The sequence below is a fragment of the Streptomyces sp. NPDC111516 genome, from assembly GCF_055635345.1.
Genome location: NZ_JBVKBV010000009.1, coordinates 34176 through 50277, shown reverse-complemented (window position 1 = coordinate 50277; position 16102 = coordinate 34176). Strand labels below are relative to the sequence as shown.

Genomic DNA, 16102 nt, shown 5'->3' with positions numbered 1-16102 from the left:
GACAGAGTCCGTCGCCCCTTCCCGGGCCGGGCGCGCCCAGCGCTCCCCGGCCCCGAGCACCACGACACGCAAATCCCGCACGCTCTGCGCCAGTTCGCCCTTTCAGCGCGCGCCGTGCTCCTCACAGTCGTCACTCATCCTCTGGAGTCCCGTGATGGACACCCCGCTCAGCACCATCGCCGTCGTCGGTCTCGGCACCATGGGCACCGGCATCGCCGAGGTCCTTGCCCGCGCCGGCCACGAAGTCATCGGTATCGACATCAACGAAGCGGCCGCCCGTCAAGCCGTCGCCGCCCTGGAAGCCGCGACCGCCCGCGCCGTGCGGCGCGAGCGGATCACGGAGGAGGAGCGGAGCAACGCCCTCGCCCGGTTCCGTACCTTCGGGGACCTTCGGGCCGCCGCGGACGCGGAGCTGGTCATCGAGGTCGTTCCCGAGTCGTACGAGATCAAGCAGCAGGTCTTCCGGGAGCTCGACACCATCGTCTCCCCCACCGCGATCCTGGCGACGGGCACCAACGCCCTGTCGGTGACCCGGCTGGCTGCCGAGTCGCTGCGCCCCGAGCGCGTACTCGGCCTGCACTTCTTCAACCCGGCGCCCGCGATGAAGCTGGTCGAGGTGGTCTCCTCGGTGCTGACCGCGCCGCCGGCCGTCGAGGCGGTCACCGCGCTCGCCCGCAGCCTGGGCAAGGAACCGGTCGCGGTCGGCGACCGGCCGGGTTTCGTCGCCGACGGGCTGCTGTTCGGGTACCTCAACCAGGCGGCCGCGATGTACGAGGCGAACTACGCCTCCCGTGAGGACATCGACGCGGCGATGAAGCTGGGCTGTGGCCTGCCGATGGGCCCGCTCGCCCTGCTCGACCTGATCGGGATCGACACCGCCCGTACCGTCCTGGAGGCCATGTACTCCGCGTCGCAGGACCGACTGCACGCCCCGGCCCCCATCCTCAGGCAGCTCAGCGAGGCGGGGCTGACCGGCCGCAAGTCGGGCCGCGGCTTCTACACGTATACGGAGCCCGGCAGCCAGACCGTGGTGCCGGACGCGCTCACCGCGCAGGACGGCGCGTCCGCGGTGGCCGGGCGCACGGTGCGGTCGGTGGGTGTCGCGGGCTCGGGGACGATGGCCTCGGGGATCGCCGAGGTCTTCGCGAAGGCCGGCTACGACGTGGTGCTCGCCGCCCGCAGTCAGGAGAAGGCGGACGCGGCGAAGGGCCGGATCGCCAAGTCCCTGGAGCGTTCCGTCACCAAGGGACGGCTGACCGCCGAGGCCCGGGACGAGGCCCTGGCCCGGATCACCGCGGCCGGTTCGCCGGACGCCTTCGCCGATGTCGATCTCGCGGTCGAGGCGGTCGCCGAGGACCTGGCGGTCAAGCAGCAGCTGTTCGGGACGCTGGACAAGGTCTGCAAGCCGGGCGCGGTGCTCGCCACCACCACCTCGTCGTTGCCGGTCGTGGCGATCGCACGGGCCACCTCGCGTCCGCAGGACGTCATCGGGATGCACTTCTTCAACCCGGCGCCCGCGATGAAGCTGGTCGAGGTGGTCCGCACGGTGCTCACCACGGACCATGTCCACGCCACGGTCCGCGAGGTGTGCGTCAAGGTCCGCAAGCACCCGGTGGACTGCGGGGACCGGGCCGGCTTCATCGTGAACGCGCTGCTGTTCCCGTACCTCAACAACGCGATCAAGATGGTCGAGGAGCACTACGCGAGCCTCGACGACATCGACGCCGCGATGAAGCTGGGCGGCGGCTATCCGATGGGCCCGTTCGAACTCCTCGACGTCGTCGGACTCGACGTCTCGCTCGCCATCGAGAAGGTGCTGCACGGCGAGTTCCGCGACCCGGGCCTGGCCCCGGCGCCGCTGCTGGAGCATCTGGTGGCCGCCGGCTGCCTCGGTCGCAAGACGGGGCGCGGCTTCCGCGAACATGCCCGGCGCTGAGAGGGTCCGGCAGTGGGCAGCGCGGGTGAAGGAGCGGGGTTGGGGTGCGTGCATCGCAAGGCGGAGGATTGAGGCAGATGGGGTCTCCCCTGCTCGAACGCAGCTGAGAGCTTGGGGAAGGAGCGTTGGTGATTGACGACAACGCCGCGAAGTGCGTGCCCCAACCCCGCGACGCCGCGAAGCCCGCTGCCGGGCCCTCTGAGAGGGTCCGGCAGTGGGGAGGGCTGCTCGATCCGTCGGGCGGCCCGCCCCCACAGGCGCGTTCCCCTGCACCGATGCAGTACGTTCACACCATGTCCCAGCCCGCCAGGTCCCCCCGTGTCTCCGCCGCGCCCGACCCCCAGGAGAGTGCCGCAGGTACCCGCGCCGCCGCCCAACGGCTCAAAATGCGCCGTGAGCTGGCCGCCGCGGCAATGGAACTCTTCGCCACGAAGGGGTACGAGGCGACGACGGTCGACGAGATCGCGGGCGCCGCGGGAGTCGCCCGGCGGACCTTCTTCCGGCACTTCCGTTCCAAGGAAGAGGCGATCTTCCCGGACCACGACGACACCCTCGTCAGGGCCGAGGCCGTCCTCAATGCCGCCCCCGCGCACGAGCACCCTCTCGACACCGTCTGCCGCGGCATCAAGGAAGTCATGAAGATGTACGCGGCGAAGCCCGCGGTCTCCGTGGCCCGCTACAAGCTGACCCGTGAGGTCCCGACGCTGCGCGAGGCCGAAATCGCCTCGGTGGCCCGCTACGAGCGGCTGTTCACGCGCTATCTGCTGGGCCATTTCGACGAGCGCGACCACCATGTCGGCAATGACGACCCGCTGCTCGCGGAGGTCGCCGCGTCCGCCGTCGTCACCGCGCACAACCATGTGCTGCGCCGCTGGCTGCGGGCGGGCGGCGAGGGCGATGTGGAGGCCCAGCTGGACCACGCGTTCTCGATCGTCCGCGACACGTTCGGGACCGGCATCGGCGCGGGCCGCATCGTGGGCGCCGAACCGGCGAAGCAGCCGGCCGCTTCGGTGACGTCCCAGGGCGAGGTGCTGGTCGCGGTGGCGCGGACGGACGCGCCGCTCGACGAAGTGATGCGCACGATCCAGCAGGCGCTCAAGGACCGCTGACCGGGGCGAGGGCGGGGACGGCTCCCGCCCCGCACCGGAAACCGGGTTGCCGCTCCCGCGCCCCGCTGCTCCAGTGTGCGGATGAATCATGATCGCGACACACTTCTGACCCTCTTCGACCACGAGATGCGCGAGCATGCCCGCCCCGGCGGCCCCGGCGTGCGGGTCGAACGCACCGGCGACGTCGTACGGCAGGTCGGCACGGCCGACGACTGGAACGGCATCGTCTGGTCCGCCCCGGACCTGGATCCCGTACGGGCGGACGCGGCGATCGCGGCGCAGGTCGCGCACTTTACGGCCCTCGGGCACGACGAGTTCGAGTGGAAGCTGTACGCGCACGACCGGCCGGCCGATCTGGCGGAGCGGCTCCTCGCGGCCGGCTTCGAGGCGGAGGCCCCGGAGACCCTGCTGGTGGCTCCCACGGACGGCCTCTCGACGACGGTGGACCTCCCCGAGGGCGTCCGGCTACGCACCATGCGCGACGCGGACGACGTGGAGCTGATGGTCCGGGCCAATGTGCAGGCGTTCGGTTCCCAGTGGTCCCGGCTGCGGCATCAGCTGCTGACGGGGCTCACCGAAGCGCCGGACACGTTCGTCGGGGTGCTGGCCTTGGCTGGGGACGAGCCGGTGAGCGCGGCACGGATGGAACTGCACCCCGGCTCCGGCTTCGCGGGGCTGTGGGGTGGCGGGACGGTCCCCGCATGGCGCGGGAAGGGAATCTACCGGGCCCTGGTCGCCCACCGCGCCCGGATCGCGGCGGAGCGGGGCTGCGGCTACCTTCAGGTCGACGCCTCCGACCAGAGCCGCCCGATCCTCCAGCGCCTCGGATTCCTCGCCCTGAGCACCACGACTCCGTACGTGTACCGGCCCTCGCGCTGACCGCTCCCGGCGGGACAGAACCGCGTAAAACACCTCTCCCCCTGCTCATGCGTGGCCGGCGGGTGACAAGTGAGAGAAATTGTTGGCACCGAGTGCCTTGTCAGGTGTCACGGAGTGCCATACGTTGAAGTTGTCCGGGCGGCCGGCGTGCTGAGATCTCACGTACGCCGGCTGTCCCCGCAAGCCATGTGCCTGCGCGCCCGGACGCCTGCGTCACAGGCAAACCCTTCTGCTCCACAGAGCAAGCCGAAGCCGTACCAGCCGAACCGACGGCAACACCTCCACACCACCCAGCTCCCCCGCTGCTCACAGGGACTGTCAAACGCTCCCTCAGCGCCCCCATCCGCCGGAGGCACACCGTGAAGGAAATCCTGGACGCGATCCAATCGCAGGACAGTACGGCCGCGGATTTCGCGGCCCTGTCCATCCCTGAGTCGTACCGCGCGGTGACCGTGCACAAGGACGAGACGGAGATGTTCGCCGGGCTCGCCACCCGTGACAAGGACCCCCGCAAGTCGCTGCATCTGGACGACGTCCCGGTGCCCGAACTCGGGCCCGGCGAGGCACTGGTCGCCGTCATGGCGAGCTCGGTGAACTACAACTCCGTCTGGACGTCGATCTTCGAGCCGATGGCCACCTTCGGCTTCCTGGAGCGCTACGGAAAGCTCAGCGAGCTCACCAGGCGCCACGACCTGCCGTACCACGTCATCGGCTCCGATCTGGCGGGCGTCGTCCTGCGCACCGGCCCCGGCGTCAACGCCTGGAAGCCCGGCGACGAGGTCGTCGCACACTGCCTCTCGGTCGAACTGGAGTCCTCGGACGGCCACAACGACACGATGCTCGACCCCGAGCAGCGCATCTGGGGCTTCGAGACCAACTTCGGCGGGCTGGCGGAGATCGCGCTCGTCAAGTCCAACCAGCTGATGCCGAAGCCGCAGCACCTCAGCTGGGAGGAGGCCGCCGCTCCGGGCCTGGTCAACTCCACCGCGTACCGCCAGCTCGTCTCGCGCAACGGCGCGGACATGAAGCAGGGTGACAACGTGCTGATCTGGGGCGCCAGCGGCGGACTCGGTTCATACGCCACGCAGTTCGCGCTGGCGGGTGGCGCCAACCCGATCTGTGTCGTCTCCAGCGAGCAGAAGGCGGAGATCTGCCGGAAGATGGGCGCGAGCGCGATCATCGACCGCAACGCCGAGGGCTACAGGTTCTGGAAGGACGAGCACAACCAGGACCCGCGTGAGTGGAAGCGGTTCGGCAAGCGCATCCGCGAACTCACCGGCGGCGAGGACGTGGACATCGTCTTCGAGCATCCGGGCCGCGAGACGTTCGGCGCCTCGGTGTACGTGACCCGCAAGGGCGGCACGATCGTCACCTGCGCCTCGACGTCCGGCTACAACCACGAGTACGACAACCGCTACCTGTGGATGTCGCTCAAGAAGATCGTGGGCTCGCACTTCGCCAACTACCGCGAGGCGTGGGAGGCCAACCGCCTGGTGGCCAAGGGCAAGATCCACCCGACGCTGTCGAAGGTCTACTCCCTGGAAGAGACCGGCCAGGCCGCGTACGACGTCCACCGCAACCTCCACCAGGGCAAGGTCGGCGTGCTGGCGCTCGCCCCCCGCGAGGGTCTGGGTGTGCGCGACGAGGAGCTGCGCGAGCAGCACATCGACGCCATCAACCGCTTCAGGAATGTCTGACATGACGGGCCGCCACAAGGACCGCCCGTGGCTCATGCGGACCTACGCCGGTCACTCGACCGCCGAGGCGTCCAACGAGCTCTACCGGCGCAACCTCGCCAAGGGCCAGACCGGTCTGTCCGTCGCCTTCGACCTGCCGACGCAGACCGGGTACGACCCCGACCACGTCCTCGCCCGCGGCGAGGTCGGCCGGGTCGGCGTGCCCGTGTCGCACCTCGGTGACATGCGCCGGCTGTTCCAGGACATCCCCCTGGAGCAGATGAACACCTCGATGACGATCAACGCCACCGCGATGTGGCTGCTGGCGCTCTACCAGGTGGTCGCCGAGGAACAGGGCGCCGATCCCGCGAAGCTCCAGGGCACCACGCAGAACGACATCGTCAAGGAGTACCTCTCGCGCGGGACGCATGTCTTCCCGCCCGGCCCCTCGCTCCGGCTGACCACCGACATGATCACGTACACGGTCAACCACATACCGAAGTGGAACCCGATCAACATCTGCAGCTACCACCTGCAGGAGGCGGGAGCCACTCCGGTCCAGGAGATCGCGTACGCCATGTCGACGGCCATCGCGGTCCTGGACGCCGTACGGGAATCCGGCCAGGTGCCCGAGGAGAAGTTCGGCGATGTTGTCGCACGGATCTCCTTCTTCGTGAACGCGGGCGTCCGCTTCGTCGAGGAGATGTGCAAGATGCGCGCCTTCGGCCGCATCTGGGACCTGGTCACCCGCGAGCGGTACGGCATCACCGATGCCAAGCAGCGCCGCTTCCGCTACGGCGTCCAGGTCAACTCGCTCGGTCTGACCGAGGCGCAGCCGGAGAACAACGTCCAGCGCATCGTCCTGGAGATGCTGGCCGTCACCCTGTCCAAGGACGCCCGCGCCCGGGCGGTCCAGCTGCCCGCCTGGAACGAGGCGCTGGGGCTCCCCCGGCCGTGGGACCAGCAGTGGTCGCTCCGCATCCAGCAGGTCCTCGCGCACGAGAGCGATCTGCTGGAGTACGAGGACATCTTCGACGGCTCGCATGTCGTCGGGGCCAAGGTGGACGAGCTGGTCACCGAGTCGCTCGCCGAGATCGGCCGGATCCAGGCGATGGGCGGCGCCATGGCGGCCGTCGAGTCCGGCTATCTGAAGTCCGAGCTGGTCTCCTCGCACGCGGCGCGCCGGGCCCGGATCGAGGGCGGCGAGGAGAAGATCGTCGGCGTCAACATCTACGAGACCACGGAACCGAACCCGCTCACCGCTGACCTCGACGGGGCCATCATGACTGTCGATCCCGCCAATGAGGCCCGGGTCGTCGCGGCCCTCCACGAGTGGCGCGACAACCGCGACGAGGCCCGTGCCACCGATGCGCTGGCCGCGCTGAAGAAGGCCGCCGCGGGAATCGGGAACCTGATGGAAGCAACCGTGGAGTGCGCCCGCGCGGGTGTCACCACCGGCGAGTGGTCCTGGGCGCTGCGCGATGTCTTCGGCGAGTTCCGGGCTCCGACGGGCGTCTCGTCGGCCCCGGTCGCGGTGACCGCGGAGGCCGGCACACCGCTCGCCCTGGTCCGCGAGAACGTCGCCCGCACCGCGGCCGACCTGGGCGCCGGTCGGCTGCGGCTGCTGGTCGGCAAGCCGGGCCTGGACGGCCACTCCAACGGCGCCGAACAGATCGCCGTACGGGCCCGCGACGCCGGGTTCGAGGTCGTCTACCAGGGCATCAGGCTGACCCCCGAACAGATCGTCTCGGCCGCCCTCGCCGAGGACGTGCACTGCGTCGGTCTGTCGATCCTGTCCGGTTCGCACGCCGAACTCGTCCCCGACGTACTCACCCGGCTGCGCGAGGCGGGCGCCGCCGACATTCCGGTGATCGCGGGCGGGATCATTCCGCCCGCCGATGCCGCGGCGCTGATCGGGGCAGGTGTCGCCGCCGTGTTCACCCCGAAGGATTTCGGTATCACGGAGATCATCGGCCGTATCGTCGACGAGATCCGGAAAGCGAACAAGCTCGACCCTCTGGAGGTCCCCGCATGACTGCCGTCAACCGCCTGCGTCCGCGCCGCTCGTGCCTGGCCGTGCCCGGCTCGAACCCGCGGTTCCTGGAGAAGGCCCAGGGCCTCCCGGCCGACCAGGTCTTCCTCGACCTGGAGGACGCCTGCGCGCCGCTCGCCAAGGAGGGCGCCCGGCACACCATCGTCGACGCGCTGAACGACGGCGACTGGACGGGCAAGACCCGGGTCGTGCGGGTGAACGACTGGACGACGCACTGGACGTACCGCGATGTCATCACGGTCGTCGAGGGCGCCGGCCAGAATCTCGACTGCATCATGCTGCCGAAGGTCCAGGACGCCCAGCAGGTCGTCGCCCTGGACCTGCTGCTGACCCAGATCGAGAAGACGATGGGCTTCGAGGTCGGCAGGATCGGCATCGAGGCGCAGATCGAGAATGCCAAGGGCCTGGTGAACATCGACGACATCGCCGCCGCCTCGCCCCGTCTGGAGACCCTGATCTTCGGCCCGGCCGACTTCATGGCGTCGATCAACATGAAGACCCTGGTCGTCGGCCAGCAGCCGCCCGGATACGGCGCGGACGCGTACCACTACATCCTGATGCGCATTCTGATGGCGGCCCGTACGCACGACCTCCAGGCGATCGACGGTCCCTTCCTGCAGATCCGTGACGTGGACGCGTACCGCGAGGTCGCCGGCCGTGCGGCCGCGCTGGGCTTCGACGGCAAGTGGGTGCTGCACCCCGGTCAGGTCGACGCGGCCAACGAGGTGTTCTCGCCCTCGCAGGAGGACTACGACCACGCGGAGCTGATCCTCGACGCGTACGAGTGGTGCACCTCCGAGGAGGGCGGCAAGAAGGGCTCGGCGATGCTCGGCGACGAGATGATCGACGAGGCGAGCCGCAAGATGGCCCTCGTCATCGCGGGCAAGGGCCGCGCGGCCGGTATGCAGCGCACCTCCAAGTTCGAAGCGCCGGAGGCCTGATCATGCAGTTCGGACGCACCTATGAGGAGTTCGAGGTCGGCGCGGTCTACAAGCACTGGCCCGGAAAGACGGTCACGGAGTACGACGACCACCTCTTCTGCTTGCTGACCATGAATCATCACCCGCTGCACATGGACAGCAACTACGCGGAGAGAACGACCGACTTCGGAAAGAACGTCGTCGTCGGCAACTACATCTACTCGCTGCTGCTCGGCATGTCGGTTCCGGATGTCTCCGGAAAGGCCATCGCCAATCTTGAGGTCGAGTCGCTGAAGCACGTCGCGCCGACCTTCCACGGCGACACGATCTACGGCGAGACGACCGTTCTCGACAAGACTCCGTCAAAATCCAAGTCCGACCGCGGAATCGTCTACGTGGAGACCCGGGGGTACAAGCAGGACGGCACGCTGGTCTGCGTGTTCCGTCGCAAGGTGATGGTCCCCACCGAGACGTACATCAAGGAGCGCGGCGGGGAGCAGCCCGCCCGTCCCGAGCTGAACCAGCCTTCGCAGAAGAACGTGGAGAAGTAGCCATGACGCGACTCGCCCAGACTGCCGGCCTCAATGATGTCCAGCAGGAAATCCTCTCCACGGTCCGGGACTTCGTCGACAAGGAGATCATTCCGGTCGCGACCCAGCTGGAGCATCGTGACGAGTACCCGACGGAGATCGTCGAGGGGCTCAAGGAGCTCGGCCTGTTCGGGCTGATGATTCCCGAGGAGTACGGGGGGCTGGGTGAGTCGCTTCTCACATACGCGCTGTGCGTGGAGGAAATCGCGCGCGGCTGGATGAGTGTGTCGGGAATCATCAATACGCACTTCATCGTGGCGTACATGCTCAAGCAGCACGGCACCCAGGAGCAGAAGGACACGTTCCTGCCGCGGATGGCGCTGGGCGAGGTCCGGGGCGCCTTCTCGATGTCCGAGCCGGCCCTGGGCTCGGACGTCTCGGCCATCACCTCCAAGGGCGTCAGGGACGGCGAGGAGTACGTCCTGAACGGCCAGAAGATGTGGCTGACCAACGGTGGTACGTCCTCGCTCGTCGCCGTTCTGTGCCGGAGTGACGAAGGCCACCCCGAGGGGACCGCTCCGCACAAGTCGATGACGACTTTCCTGGTGGAGAAGGAGCCCGGTTTCGGTGAGGTCCGGCCTGGCCTCACCATTCCCGGCAAAATCGACAAAATGGGCTATAAAGGCGTGGATACAACCGAACTCATCATGGATGGGCTACGTATTCCAGCCAATCGAGTACTGGGTGGCACCACCGGCCGAGGGTTTTACCAAATGATGGACGGCGTCGAAGTCGGCCGGGTAAATGTGGCCGCGCGTGGCTGCGGCGTCGCTCAGCGTGCATTCGAACTAGGCATTTCCTATGCCCAGCAGCGGCAGACCTTCGGAAAGCCGATCGCCCAGCACCAGGCGATCCAGTTCAAGCTGGCCGAAATGGCCACCAAGGTCGAGGCCGCGCATGCAATGATGGTAAATGCAGCACGCAAAAAGGACTCCGGGGAACGAAATGACCTGGAGGCAGGGATGGCGAAGTACCTCGCCTCCGAGTACTGCAAGGAAGTCGTCGAGGACGCCTTCCGAATCCACGGCGGCTACGGCTTCTCCAAGGAGTACGAGATCGAGCGCCTCTACCGGGAGGCCCCGATGCTGTTGATCGGTGAAGGTACCGCCGAGATCCAGAAAATGATCATTGGGCGCCGACTCCTGGAGGAGTACCGGTTCCAGGGTTGATTGTCCCTTTCAAGTCGATTTGGCAGCGAAGAAGATCACACCCTGACATCCTGGACCGGCGCCTTCAAGCCGTCCGACTCGGCTGCTGGCTTGCCCAGTTACGGCTCGCAACCGCTAACATCGCCGGAAAAGCCGCCGTCCCCCGTTGCCAGCGCGGCATCATCCGCTACGAAGGTCATCCATGCCCGACAGCCAAACCTCTGCACCACGCGGCGGAGTCCGCCTTGCGCGCGGAGCTTCGCCGTGGCTCCTGCCGACCGTCGCCACCGCGGCACTCAGCCTCGCCCGGGCCCGCAAGTCCGGACGCTGGGCGGCGGTGGCCGTGCCCACCACCGCGCTCGCGGCGGGCATGCTGTGGTTCTTCCGCGACCCCGAGCGCGAGATCACCCAGGGCCGTGTCATCTCACCGGCCGACGGTGTGGTGCAGAGCATCATGCCGTGGAAGGACGGGCGGACCCGCGTCGCAATCTTCATGAGCCCGTTGAATGTCCACGTCAACCGTGCGCCCCTGGCCGGCACGGTGACCTCGGTCGAGCACGTCCCCGGTGGGTTCGTTCCGGCGTTCAACAAGGAGAGCGAGAACAACGAGCGCGTTGTCTGGCACTTCGACACCGAGCTCGGCGACATCGAGATGGTGCAGATCGCGGGTGCGGTCGCACGTCGTATCGTCCCCTACATCCCGCAGGGCACGAAGGTGGAGCAGGGCGAGCGCATCGGCCTGATCCGCTTCGGCTCCCGGGTCGACATCTACCTTCCGGAAGGTATCGATGTCGCGGTCGAGGTCGGCCAGGCCACCACCGCGGGGGTGACTCGAATTGACCGTGATTGATCCTGACACGCAGGCCGGCTGGGTACCGGAGGCGGAGTCCGAGGAGGACGCCGGCGAGGACATGCCGCTCTCAATGCGGCTGTCGATAGCGGACACCCTCACTCTCGGCAATGCCACATGCGGCTTCATGGCGGTGTACTTCACCACCACCGGAATCCTCATCCCGCACCTCACGGGCAGCAACGAGAGCGGTATGGCCCGGCACTCCGCGGCCACTGCCGTGATCCTCATGCTCATGGCCGCGGTGTTCGACCTCTTCGACGGGCTCGTGGCACGCAAGCTGCGCTCCTCGCCGATGGGCGCCGAGCTGGACAACCTCTCGGACCTGATCAGCTTCGGGCTCGCCCCGGCGTACTTCGTCCTCGTGTACGGCATGGTCGCGGACGACGCACACCAGCGGGTCTCGGCACTGGCGGCGATCGTGGTGCTGCTGGCTGTGGTGCTCAGACTTGCCAGATTCTCCTGCGTGACCATGAAGGACGGCATGTTCCAGGGCATGCCGAGCCCCTTCGGAGCGCTCACGGTGGTCTCGATCGTGCTCCTGGAGCTGCCCTTCGTACCGACGCTGCTCGCGATCGTCGGCGTGGCGTGGCTGATGGTCAGCCGGGTCGAGTACCCGAAACCGCGTGGCGTCCTCGCGGTGGCGATGCTCAGCTGGATCGTGGCCGCGATGGGGCTCCTCGCCGCGTGGGCGTTCGACGCCCCCGGCGGTAAGCTGCTCCTCCAGACCGGCTGCGCGCTGCAGGTGGTCCTGGGAGCGGTCATCCCGCTGTTCGCGACGGCCCGGCGGGTGAACACCTTCCGCGGCAACCGGCGCGAGGCCCGGGCGGCCCAGCTGCCCTAGGGCCGGAACATCGGAACACGCAAAAGGGCCCCGGGTGCATCCCCAGCACCCGGGGCCCTTTCTCGTATCCGCAGGGCTGACAGCGCGCATGTGAATCAGTGCGAAACCGGTCGGTCCGGGCCGGTGGCTCTCAGAGCCTGTCGGGTGGCCTTCGATCGGATAGCGGACGCGGTCTGGTGCGTGCGATTCCAAGGCGCCGGGATGTCCTCGTAGCGGAGCTACTAGGACATTTCGGCAACGCGGGAAGCGTGCGTGCCAGGGCGTGGCCGCCCGATCAGAGGCCACCCGACAGGCTCTCAGCCGGGTACAAGTACGGCGGCCCCGTTCACCCGGTCCGCCGCCAGGTCGGCCAGTGCCTGTTCGGCCCTGCTCAGCGGGTAGGGGCTCACCGTGACCCGTATGCCCACACGCCCCGCCAGGGCGAGGAATTCGCGGCCGTCCTCGCGGGTGTTGGAGGTGACGCTGCGCAGATTGCGCTCCTGGAACAGATGGCGCTGATAGTTCAGCACGGGAACGTCCGACAGATGGATTCCGGCGATGGCCAGCGTGCCGGACCGGTCCAGTGCCTCCAACGCCACCGGCACCAGGTCGCCGACGGGTGCGAACAGGATCGCCGAGTCCAGAGGTTCCGGCGGGCGGTCGTAGGCGCCGCCCGCCGACGCGGCCCCCAGGTCGAGAGCGAGCTCGCGTGCCCGTGCCGAGCGGGTCAGTACGTGAACGGTGGCGCCCTCGGCGAGGGCCACCTGGGCGGCGAGGTGGGCCGACGCGCCGAAGCCGTAGATACCCAGCCGCCCGCCCTCGGGCAGCGAGCTGCGCCTGAGGGCCCGATATCCGATGATGCCCGCGCAGAGGAGCGGGGCGAGCCGGGCGGCGTCCTGGCCGTCCGGGAGCCGGTAGCCGTACGCCTCCGGAACCAGTGCCGTGTCGGCGAAGCCTCCATCCGCGTCCCACCCCGTGTAGACGGACCGCGGGCAGAGGTTCTCCCGGCCGCCCCTGCAGTACCGGCAGCTCCCGCACGTACCGCGCAGCCAGGCTCCACCGACCCGGTCGCCGATACGGAAGAGGCCGGCCCCGTCACCGATGGCCGCCACCCGGCCGACGATCTCGTGGCCGGGGACGGTGGCGGGACGGTGCGGCGGGAGATCACCCTCGGCCAGATGGAGATCCGTACGACAGACACCGCACGCTTCCACGTTCAGCAACAGTTCCCCGGGGCCGGGAGCGGGCACGCCGCGGCGCACACGCGCCAAGGGCCCGGTGCCGATCGGACCGGGTGTCTGGACGGCCCAGCCGGTCTGCTCGGCCGGGGCACGCGCGGGAACAGCCACAACTCCAGCGTGCGCTGGCGCGGGCGCGGAGGCAACCGGCTTCGACGGCGTGTCCCCGGGCCGTGCTGCGCCCGTCGGCAGGAGGGCTAAGGTTTCACCAGGGGCGCACCCATACGCGCGGGAACGTCATGCACCGACACCACAGCGCACCGGACAGCACCCAGGAGCTCCTGGTCACCCTCGGGCGTCTGGTCGATCAGGCGTTGGAGAACATCAGGATCGAGCGATCCCGGGCGGAGCTCGGCATGGCGCTGCAGCGGCACATGCTCCCGGCCGAACTGCCCGATTTCCCAGGGATCCGGATCGCGGCCCGCTACTCGCCCTCGCAGGACGGTCTGGCTGTCGGCGGTGACTTCTACGACGCGTTCCCGATGCGGGACGGGGCCTCCGGCATCGCCATCGGTGACGTGCAGGGGCACGGGGTGGAGGCCGCCGCCTTCATGGGTGAGGCCCGCGCCAGTCTCCGGGCCCTCGCCAGCGTCACGGACGACCCCGGAGAGGTACTGGCCTGTGCCAACGATCTGCTGATCTCACTGGGCTGCGACCTGTTCACCACCTGTTGCCTGCTGAGCATCGTCCCGGAGAGCGGTGCGCTTTCCGTCGCCCGGGCCGGACACGTCCCGATCATCTGGGGCACCGACGATGGCGATTCGGGCATCTCCCTGGACGTCGGCGGCGTTCCCCTGGGGATACTGCCCGGCCAGCAGTATCCCGTGACCCGCCGGAGGATGAAGCGATCCGGATATCTGGTCCTGGTGACCGATGGGGTGGTGGAAGGACCGGCCTACCCCATCGACGAGGGGCTGGCCGCGGTGTCCGCGCTGGTCGGCACGGCGGACGCGACGGATCCCGCCCAGCTCGCCGCGCGGGTGATCCGGGTGGCGGATCTGACCGGTCATGAGGACGACGCCGCCGTCCTCGTCGTCCGCTACGAGGGTGCCCCGGGCGCCGGCTAGCCCGGAACGCCTGGCACGGCACCTCGCCGCGTTGTCGTCAGTCGCCCGAGTATGTCCAGTACGAGGACGATCCTCCGCCTTGCGATGCACCGCACCGGACGCCCCGGGCTGATCCACGAAGATCGACAGGACAGGGCCGAGCGGGATGCGCCGCGTCCGTCCGTTTCGCGGGCATGGCGTTCGCCGCGGCCCCGGCGTGCCAGAACGGTCGGGGCACCCGCGTGTGGTGTCTGATGCTGCTGTGGTGGACAGCGCACAGTTCCGGCGGCAGACGGCCACGGCCCTCACGCTCCTGGCGGTGGCCGTCTGCTACTACGCGACGGCCCGCCTGGGGCTGCTCCAGCAGCTGGTGCGCGGCCAGGTCACGCCGCTGTGGCCGCCGACCGGGATCGCGGTCGCGGCCCTGCTCGTGTTCGGGCTGCGCGTCTGGCCCGGGATCGCGCTCGGCGCCCTCGCGGCCAACGCGTCCATCGGACCTTCCGCCCTGCCCGTAGTGATCATCGCGGCGGGAAACACCCTTGCCCCGGTCTGCTCCTGCCTGATGCTGCGCCGGGCCGGCTTCCGCAACGACCTCGACCTCTTACGGGATGCACTGGCACTGGTCTTCCTCGGTGCGCTGGGCGGCATGCTGATCAGCTCGACCGTGGGCAGCGGCATCCTGGTCCTGTCGGGGGCGCTCCCGGCCGGGGGCTTCTGGCCGACCTGGTCTGTCTGGTGGACGGGCGACGCCATGGGTGTCATGGTCGTCACGCCGTTCCTTCTGGTCCTGTGCAGGGCTCGACGGCCGCACAGTGTCGGCCTGCCCCGATGGGCCGAGGCGGTCGCGCTGGTGGCGTGCACAACGGCCGTCACTCTCCTGGCGACCGACACCTCCCACGCCTCGCTCCTCTTCCTCGTGTTCCCCTTCCTGATCTGGGCCGCGTTCCGTTTTGAACGGGCGGGCGCCGCGTGCTGCGCGCTGGGCGTGTCCGTGTTCGCGATCCTCGCGGCCGGACGGATGACCGGCCCCTTCGCCCACCACGGTCTCCTCACGAACATGATCACGCTCCAGGCGTTCAACGGAGCGGTCTCCCTCACCGCTCTGCTCCTCGCGGCGGTCGTCACCGAACGGAGGCGCACATATCAGGAAATCAGGCGGCTCTGCGCGCAACTCTCCGAGAAGGTGGCGCGATTCGACAGCTGATTCACTCCATCGGTCGTACGAAGCATGCGCGGACCCCCGATCCGCAGCAGGCTGAGGGGCGACGGCACCGCGACGAGGGCTACCGGACGCCGAGACTTCGGGCGACCGGTCGCCGTAAGAGGTGGAGCCATGCCCCGTGTGTCAGCGAATATCCATGTGTCCCGCCCTGCCGACGAGATCTTCTCGTTCCTACGGGATCCGCGGAATCTGGCCGTGTGGTCGTCGAGCATCGATCACGTGATCGAGGGTCCGATCAGCACGGAACTCGGCGACCAGTACACCTGCAAGTTCCCGGGCAGGCGGCGGGCGCACCGCCTCACGTGCACCGCGAGCACACCGGTCGAGTACCTGGCGTTCCGCGGTGCGTGCATGTGGACCCCGTTGGGGCGCCACTCGCCGGAACTGGAGTTCCGGCTGAGTCCCGGCCGACGGGGAACGATGGTCAATGTATCGGTCAAGCCCCATCTGGACGGCGGCATGATCATCCTTGCCCCGTTCGTGACGATGGCGTGGCGTCGTGACCTGCCGGCGGAGCTACGGATCCTGGCGGAGCTGCTCGCCGATGAGGATTGTCCGTGACGCGGACACGAGTGACGGTCAGGGGGCGCCGTCCGTGGGGTGACACGGAGG

General features: G+C 68.7%; 14 protein-coding genes. 13 read left to right on the top strand and 1 reads right to left on the bottom strand.

Features of this window, described 5'->3' with window-relative positions; all coding sequences use genetic code 11:
- The first annotated feature begins 154 nt into the window (after positions 1–154).
- From ACZ7L9_RS19020 to pssA, 10 genes are all read left to right on the top strand, one after another.
- Complete coding sequence (locus ACZ7L9_RS19020) at positions 155–1936, top strand: 3-hydroxyacyl-CoA dehydrogenase family protein (protein ID WP_471416300.1); 1782 nt, start codon at positions 155–157, stop codon at positions 1934–1936.
- 293 nt (positions 1937–2229) lie between these two features.
- Positions 2230–3045 (top strand): TetR family transcriptional regulator, encoded by an 816-nt coding sequence (locus ACZ7L9_RS19015; RefSeq protein ID WP_471416299.1) that lies wholly within the window; start codon positions 2230–2232, stop codon positions 3043–3045.
- 81 nt (positions 3046–3126) lie between these two features.
- Positions 3127–3924 carry a GNAT family N-acetyltransferase gene (locus ACZ7L9_RS19010; RefSeq protein ID WP_471416298.1) on the top strand — a complete coding sequence of 266 codons (798 nt, stop codon included), beginning with the start codon at positions 3127–3129 and terminating at the stop codon, positions 3922–3924.
- Between the two features lie 359 nt (positions 3925–4283).
- Positions 4284–5621: a crotonyl-CoA carboxylase/reductase gene (gene ccrA / locus ACZ7L9_RS19005; protein WP_471416297.1), complete on the top strand. Its 1338-nt coding sequence runs from the start codon at positions 4284–4286 to the stop codon at positions 5619–5621.
- A gap of 1 nt (position 5622) precedes the next feature.
- A complete protein-coding gene (locus tag ACZ7L9_RS19000) occupies positions 5623–7635 on the top strand; it encodes a protein meaA (protein WP_471416530.1) in 2013 nt (670 codons plus the stop codon).
- Positions 7632–8594 (top strand): HpcH/HpaI aldolase/citrate lyase family protein, encoded by a 963-nt coding sequence (locus ACZ7L9_RS18995; RefSeq protein WP_471416296.1) that lies wholly within the window; start codon positions 7632–7634, stop codon positions 8592–8594. The genes ACZ7L9_RS19000 and ACZ7L9_RS18995 overlap by 4 nt, the downstream gene beginning before the upstream one ends.
- A 2-nt stretch (positions 8595–8596) precedes the next feature.
- Positions 8597–9124: a MaoC family dehydratase gene (locus ACZ7L9_RS18990; RefSeq protein WP_471416295.1), complete on the top strand. Its 528-nt coding sequence runs from the start codon at positions 8597–8599 to the stop codon at positions 9122–9124.
- Positions 9125–9126: 2 nt separating this feature from the next.
- Positions 9127–10332, top strand: a complete 1206-nt coding sequence (locus tag ACZ7L9_RS18985) for an acyl-CoA dehydrogenase family protein (RefSeq protein WP_471416294.1) — start codon at positions 9127–9129, stop codon at positions 10330–10332.
- Between the two features lie 181 nt (positions 10333–10513).
- A complete protein-coding gene (locus tag ACZ7L9_RS18980; protein WP_266749955.1) occupies positions 10514–11161 on the top strand; it encodes a phosphatidylserine decarboxylase in 648 nt (215 codons plus the stop codon).
- Positions 11148–12005, top strand: coding sequence for a CDP-diacylglycerol--serine O-phosphatidyltransferase (gene pssA / locus ACZ7L9_RS18975; RefSeq protein WP_471416293.1), 858 nt, complete (start codon positions 11148–11150; stop codon positions 12003–12005). The genes ACZ7L9_RS18980 and pssA overlap by 14 nt, the downstream gene beginning before the upstream one ends.
- Before the next feature lie 296 nt (positions 12006–12301).
- Here pssA and ACZ7L9_RS18970 read toward each other — a convergent pair whose 3' ends face one another.
- The gene (locus ACZ7L9_RS18970) at positions 12302–13333 is read right to left on the bottom strand and encodes a zinc-binding alcohol dehydrogenase family protein (protein WP_471416292.1); all 1032 of its coding nucleotides are present in this window, start codon (positions 13331–13333) and stop codon (positions 12302–12304) included.
- Positions 13334–13461: 128 nt separating this feature from the next.
- On the opposite strand from ACZ7L9_RS18970, the gene ACZ7L9_RS18965 reads away from it, so the two are divergent.
- From ACZ7L9_RS18965 to ACZ7L9_RS18955, 3 genes are all read left to right on the top strand, one after another.
- The gene (locus ACZ7L9_RS18965; protein ID WP_471416291.1) at positions 13462–14289 is read left to right on the top strand and encodes a PP2C family protein-serine/threonine phosphatase; all 828 of its coding nucleotides are present in this window, start codon (positions 13462–13464) and stop codon (positions 14287–14289) included.
- Positions 14290–14530: 241 nt separating this feature from the next.
- A complete protein-coding gene (locus ACZ7L9_RS18960) occupies positions 14531–15472 on the top strand; it encodes an MASE1 domain-containing protein (protein WP_471416290.1) in 942 nt (313 codons plus the stop codon).
- Between the two features lie 129 nt (positions 15473–15601).
- On the top strand, positions 15602–16051 hold the full coding sequence (locus tag ACZ7L9_RS18955; protein ID WP_471416289.1) for an SRPBCC family protein: 450 nt from the start codon (positions 15602–15604) through the stop codon (positions 16049–16051).
- The last annotated feature ends 51 nt before the right edge of the window (positions 16052–16102 follow it).